General features: G+C 35.0%; 10 protein-coding genes. 1 reads left to right on the forward strand and 9 read right to left on the reverse strand.

The window, feature by feature from the left end; translation table 11 throughout:
• Window positions 1-62: 62 nt before the first annotated feature.
• Window positions 63-608, forward strand: coding sequence for an IS630 family transposase (locus tag ACXJIE_RS08530; protein WP_456480558.1), 546 nt, complete (start codon window positions 63-65; stop codon window positions 606-608).
• Here ACXJIE_RS08530 and ACXJIE_RS08535 read toward each other — a convergent pair.
• The 9 genes from ACXJIE_RS08535 to ACXJIE_RS08575 all read right to left on the reverse strand — a co-directional run.
• Window positions 566-1060, reverse strand: coding sequence for a hypothetical protein (locus ACXJIE_RS08535; RefSeq protein ID WP_456480549.1), 495 nt, complete (start codon window positions 1058-1060; stop codon window positions 566-568). The two genes, ACXJIE_RS08530 and ACXJIE_RS08535, sit on opposite strands and share 43 nt — an antisense overlap.
• The gene (locus tag ACXJIE_RS08540; RefSeq protein WP_456480550.1) at window positions 997-1614 is read right to left on the reverse strand and encodes a PAS domain-containing protein; all 618 of its coding nucleotides are present in this window, start codon (window positions 1612-1614) and stop codon (window positions 997-999) included. The genes ACXJIE_RS08535 and ACXJIE_RS08540 overlap by 64 nt, the downstream gene beginning before the upstream one ends.
• Window positions 1615-1661: 47 nt before the next feature.
• Complete coding sequence (gene trmD / locus ACXJIE_RS08545; RefSeq protein ID WP_456480551.1) at window positions 1662-2318, reverse strand: tRNA (guanosine(37)-N1)-methyltransferase TrmD; 657 nt, start codon at window positions 2316-2318, stop codon at window positions 1662-1664.
• Entirely contained in the window at window positions 2315-2836 is a 522-nt protein-coding gene (gene rimM, locus ACXJIE_RS08550) for a ribosome maturation factor RimM (RefSeq protein WP_456480552.1), read from the reverse strand. The genes trmD and rimM overlap by 4 nt, the downstream gene beginning before the upstream one ends.
• Window positions 2829-3071 (reverse strand): KH domain-containing protein, encoded by a 243-nt coding sequence (locus ACXJIE_RS08555; protein ID WP_456480553.1) that lies wholly within the window; start codon window positions 3069-3071, stop codon window positions 2829-2831. The genes rimM and ACXJIE_RS08555 overlap by 8 nt, the downstream gene beginning before the upstream one ends.
• Window positions 3071-3316, reverse strand: coding sequence for a 30S ribosomal protein S16 (rpsP, locus tag ACXJIE_RS08560; RefSeq protein ID WP_456480554.1), 246 nt, complete (start codon window positions 3314-3316; stop codon window positions 3071-3073). The genes ACXJIE_RS08555 and rpsP overlap by 1 nt, the downstream gene beginning before the upstream one ends.
• A gap of 77 nt (window positions 3317-3393) precedes the next feature.
• Window positions 3394-4743 (reverse strand): signal recognition particle protein, encoded by a 1350-nt coding sequence (ffh, locus tag ACXJIE_RS08565; protein ID WP_456480555.1) that lies wholly within the window; start codon window positions 4741-4743, stop codon window positions 3394-3396.
• Window positions 4744-4809: 66 nt separating this feature from the next.
• Window positions 4810-5172 carry a four helix bundle protein gene (locus ACXJIE_RS08570; protein ID WP_456480556.1) on the reverse strand — a complete coding sequence of 121 codons (363 nt, stop codon included), beginning with the start codon at window positions 5170-5172 and terminating at the stop codon, window positions 4810-4812.
• Window positions 5173-5214: 42 nt separating this feature from the next.
• Window positions 5215-5966, reverse strand: a 752-nt coding sequence (locus ACXJIE_RS08575; protein WP_456480557.1) for a pseudouridine synthase family protein, incomplete at its 5' end; no start/stop codon positions are given.

Genomic DNA, 5966 nt, shown 5'->3' on the forward strand with positions numbered 1-5966 from the left:
GGAGATAAAGAAAAACAAAAAGAATTTAAAAAAAATTCTTAAATGAAATAGATGCTTCAAAAATAAAAAAGCCTTTAAAATTACTGTTTTGCGATGAAATGAGATATGGACTTATGTCGAATTATAGGAGAAGTTGGTCAAAAATTGGAGAGAGGACAATAATTGAAAATCAACAGGAATATGTAAATAGATATTTATATTCGGCAATAGACCCAATAAACGGTGATAGTTTCCATATGTATAAAGTTCCTGATGTAAATACATTATCAACAAAAACATTTTTAAATGAATTAAAAGAGTTTTATAAAGACTGTCATCTAATCATTGTTTGGGATAATGCTTCATTTCATAAGAGTAAAAGATTTCAGGAAGATAATGATTTAACTATATTATTTTTACCTTCATATTCACCAGAGTTAAATCCAACTGAAAGATTTTTTCAAGAAGTTAGAAAAGTCACTGCTAATAGAATATTTGAAAATATTGAAGAACAAGAAAAATTAATTGATGAAGCTTTAACAGATTGGATAAATAATCAAGAAAAAATTAAAAAACTTTGTGGCTTTCATTGGATTATTGAAGGTTGGAATAAATGCTTAAATATGTAAGATTTATTTCGAGGATTGGTATAACTTATTTTTATCTGAGGATAATAATCAAAACCGTTTATCGTCAAAGGCCGGTTTCCTATTTCCTTTACCACTATTTGAAAAATTTTATCCAGGGCGTCTTTTTCAAAATTTTTAATCAAAAACGTAAATATGTCTTTTTGCACATCGTAATTCTCCATAGGACACTCAATAAAAAAACCTCTAAGAAAGTTTTTAACACGCTTAACAAGCCTTGTTTTCAGTTTCTGAAGGGTGTCTTCGTCATATACTATTTCCAAATCCGCAAAATGATCAATTTTTACAAATACGAGAAGCGCCTCTTTTATAAATTTCAGTTTGTCGTTGATTAGTTTTTCTGCATTTATAAGATGTGTTATGTCTTTTCTCAGGACGATAAATTCCTTAATATTACCGTTTTCATCCAAAACCGGCTGTATAACACTTTCCACATAATACGCGCTTCCGTCATTTTTCTGTTTTTTATAATTCCTTTCCATGTTTTTTTGTTCAGTATGGTGTTCCACATCTTTTGAAAAACCTCTTTTTTCATATCCGGATGTCTGATTATATTATGATTTTTCTCTAAAAGCTCTTCTTTTTTATAACCCGATATTTTTTCAAAAGCATCGTTTACATACGTAATCCTGCCGTTTACATCGGTTTTTGATACGATTAACGTATCGTCCACTATTTTTTTATACTGATTGAGCAGTATGTTTTCATAATCTCTGTTTTTTATTATGTTGCTTATGGCTTTTACGAAAAGAGACTCGTCACAGTTTGCAGGCAGTATAGCTTTTACTTTTTTGTCAACCGCCTCTAAAAGCACATCCTCTTTAAGCGGCGGTGACACAAACAACACCATATTGTCACATTCTCTTTCGTAAATGCTTTTTTCATCCACCAGACAAAGATCACACTCTCTTTCAGCTGTCAAAATCTTTTCAAAAAGATAAGAAAAAGAAAAGTTTTTCACATAAGCGCATACTTTGAGCTTTTTCAATTCCTTTATTAAACTTTCCATACTCAACTCTTGTAATTTTTTAACAATTATAACAAATCGGGTCTGTGAAATTTGGTTTTAAACAAAGAAAGTTTTTCCTGCCATTTTTTAATTTCTTTATGATTGCCGCTTTTAAGAATAGGAGGAACCTCACCGTCTTTGGAAAACTGAGGAGGCTCAAGCAAATTGGCACCGAAACTCTCCCCTTCAAGCGATTCGCTGTTTCCGAGCACGCCTTTTACGTTTCTGAGAACCGCATCGGCTATTACGAGGGCTCCCAATTCACCTCCCGTTAAAATATAATCCCCTATACTCAGCACCTCATCGGCAAAATCCTCTATAAGTCTTTCGTCAAAGCCTTCATATCTTCCGCACACAAGTATCAAAACCTTTTCGGAAGCCAACCTCACGGCGTCTTTTTGGTTAAATTTTTTAGCAACAGGAGTCAAAAACAGGACTTTTGAACCGCCGTATTTTGATTTTAAATAAAAAAGACAGTTTCTAAGAGCGGTATTGTCTATAATCATACCGGCCCCTCCGCCCGCAAGCGGCGTATCAACTCTTTTGTATTTGTTATCGGAAAAATCCCTGAAATTTACAAATTCTATTTCAAAAATATTTTTTTCAACGGCTTTTTTTAATATGGAGTCTTCAAAATAGCATTTTATTAAATCAGGAAAAAGGGTTACGAAGATTATTTTCATAAGAGCGATTCAAGCAGTTCTTTCGCGCCTGAGGCTTCGATTGTTTTGTTTTCAATATCCACATTTCTGACGTTTCTTTTAAAGTCTATTAAAAACCTTTTGGGATATTTTTTTTCAGTAAATTTTTTATCGGTATCTATTACAAGATAATCGGTCATATTCGCACGTTCGATTTCCCTGACTTTCCCGAGAAGCTCTCCGTTTTCAAATAAACTACAGCCTATAATGTCAAACCAGAAATATTCGTTATCTTTAAGTTTTATATTCTTTTTTGTAGCTTCTTCGGTAGTATAAAGCATTCTGTTCGTAAGTTTTTTCGCATCCTCCGGTGTATTTACACCTTCAAATTTGACAAGTCCTCTTTTTAAGTCGATTTTTTCGATAGTGAGTTTTGTTTTATCGGAATCAAAAGTAACCCCGGCTTTGAACTGTTCGGGAAAATCGGTCAAAAGGTGGATTTTCTGCCACCCTTTTATACCGTAGCTTTTACCTATTTTAGCAATAGGAATCTTATTCATCTTCGGCTTTAACCGTTATTTTATAATTTTTATTCTCTTTTGCACGGCACCCGCTTATAACGGTTTTAATGGCTTTTACCATTGAGCCTTCTTTACCTATTATCCTGCCCACATCGGCTTTTTTTGCATAAATAACTATTTCATAAAAATCTTCGTGAGGCACCACCTCAACTTTTACACTTTCAGGCTCAAATGCCAGCAGCCTGGCAAATTCCTCTACGAATTCAACAACCATTAAGCGTTGTTTTCCTCAGCGATTTTTTTAAGTTTGCTTACTCTTTCGCTCATTTGCGCACCAACACCCAGCCAGTAGTTAAGTCTGTCCAAATCCATTTTAACAGTTGCGGGTTCGGTCATCGGGTTGTAATATCCGATTGATTCAATCCATCCCGAATCTCTTCTTTTTCTGCTGTCAGTTACAACTATTCTGTAAAAAGGTCTTTTTTTTCTACCAAATCTTGCAAGTCTTATTTTTACCACGTTTACTCCTTAGTTTATTTTGTTTTTAATCCCGCCCAAACCTGCCCGTATACAAATTAATTCGGAATTTTAATATATTATTTAGGAAAATTCAAGCCCTGGGTCATTTTCATAAGCTCATTCATATTGGGCATTTTTTTACCTGCGAATTTTTTAGCCATTTTAGCGGCGTTTTGGAACTGTTTATTGATTCTGTTTATTTCCTGTACGCTCAGTCCCGCACCCTTTGCAATTCTTCTTCTTCTGCTGGCACTTTCTTTAATAAGTTCCGGGTTTTGTCTCTCTTTGGGCGTCATAGAACTTATCATCGCTTTTATTTTTTTAATTTCGGAAGAATTTTCAAGATCCATGTCACCGAGCTGTTTTATCATATTGCCCATACCCGGAATCATTCCGAGCAGGTTTTTCATATTGCCGAGCTTTTTCATCTGTTCAAGCTGGTTTAAAAAGTCCTCATAGTTAAACTTGCCTTTTTTTAATTTTTTGGTAAGTTTTTTCGCTTCTTTTTCATCGATTATCGCGGAAGTTTTTTCTACCAGACCTTCAATGTCCCCGGCACCCATTATACGGCTGACGATTCTCTCGGGCACGAATACCTCGATATCCTGTACCTTTTCCCCCGTTCCTATAAACCTTAAGGGCTTTCCGACCTGGTGTGCAATACTAAGCGCCACCCCTCCTTTTGAATCACCGTCGTACTTGGTTAGAATTACCCCCGTTATATCAAGCTTTTCATCGAACTGTTTTGCGGTATTCAGCGCGTCTTTACCCGTAAGAGAATCGGCTACGTAGAAAATTTCATCGGGATTTACCTCTTTTTTGATTTTAATCAGCTCGTTCATAAGCTCTTCGTCAATAGCCAGACGTCCCGCCGTGTCTATTAAAACAACGTCATAAAACTTTTCTTTACCCTCTTTTACGCCCCTTTTGGCTATATCTACCGGATCTTTTGAATTTTCGTCATAAAATATGTCAAGTCCGTTTTGCTCCGCTAATTGTTTTAACTGTTCAACAGCGGCAAGTCTTTGAAGGTCCGCCGCAACCATTAAAACCTTTTTCTTTTTGAACTGTTTAAGGTAATTTGCAAGTTTCGCCGTGGTTGTGGTTTTACCGCTACCCTGAAGACCCGTCATCAAAACAACCGTGGGAGGCTTGTTAGAATATACGAATCCGTAATTTCCGGGAGCCGTCAGAATATTTGTTAAAGATTTGTCCAGAGCTTTTAAAAAATTGGCCTTCCCTATTCCGGCTCTTTTGGTTTCTATTTCCACTTCTCTTAAAAGTTCTTTTACCACTTTAAAATGTACGTCGGATTTTAAAAGATTTTTTTTCAGTTCGTCCAAGGCTTTTTTAAGCGCCTTTTCATCGTCTTTCATCCTTATTTTATTAATGGCGCTTTTAAAGCCGTCGCTTATCCTATCAAACATTACTCTCCTTTCATTCAAATGAAATCGTGAAAACGTGAAATTGTGAAAACGTTTTTTTTATTTTTATCATTTTCTGTTACTTTTTAATGATTTTATCATATTCAAAATCATTTTTTTTAAACCTTTTATTTTTGAGAATATTTTTTCCGTATTTTCAGTTAAAAAATTTAATTTTTTAGCAATAATCAATTGTGTTTCAAGTTCCGACAATGAACCTAAAGCTATATATAAAAATTGTATAAATTCTTTAGTTGTCTGTCTAGAAGCACCTTCTGCTATATTACTAGGAACAGAAACTGCGGCTCTTTTTATCTGAGAACTAAGTCCAAAAATTTCTGTTTTAGGAAAAAATTCTGTAATTTTATAAATTTCTTCTACCATATCTATTCCAACTTTCCAAATTTTCAAATCCATATGATTTGTAACCATTATATCCTTTCCCATTTCATCGGTTTCACGGTTTCACCGTTTTCACCTTTTTCTCTTCCCATCCCTCTCTTCTTGCATTTTAAAGTCCCCCGGTTCAGGCGATGTAAAATTATAATCAAATATTTTAAATTTATGATGATGAAGCATAACCCTTTTAAACGGTTCTCCTCCGTATTTTTCATCACCGAGTATCGGATGATCCACAGCTTTCAAATGAGCTCTTATCTGATGTGTTCTGCCCGTGTGTATTATCGCTTTTATCTTAGATTTCGTCCTGAACGCCAATACGGGTTCGATTTCGGTAACGGCTTCCTCGCCGTCTTTTGAAATTTTGGCAAACGCCCCGCTTTTTGTTTTTATAACCTTTATAGGCAGATCTACTGTCATGGGTTCGGGTACAATCCCGCTCACCCACGTTATGTATTCTTTATATACGTTTTGATTTTTAAATTCTTCGATGGCTTTTTTTCTAAAAGTTTCATTTTTTACCAAAATCAAAATTCCGCTCGTCTCTTTGTCGAGCCTGTGAAGAAGCTCAAACCCGAACATTTTTGCAACTTCCTCACTGGTAATATAAGGTGGTTTGTCAACTGCTATCAAATTATCGTCTTCAAATATTTTTTTCGGCTTCGGAAATTGTAAAACTTTAAATTTCGTGTTAACGGGGAGAAGCCCCCTTGCAATTTTTACTTTTTTATCTTTGGCGAAAACCAGACCCCTGTCAATAAGTTCTTTTGCGGCACGGTTTGAAATTTTCTCCTGTTTCGCCAGAAGAATATACGCTTTTTCGTTCA

The organism is Nautilia sp. (assembly GCF_053994455.1).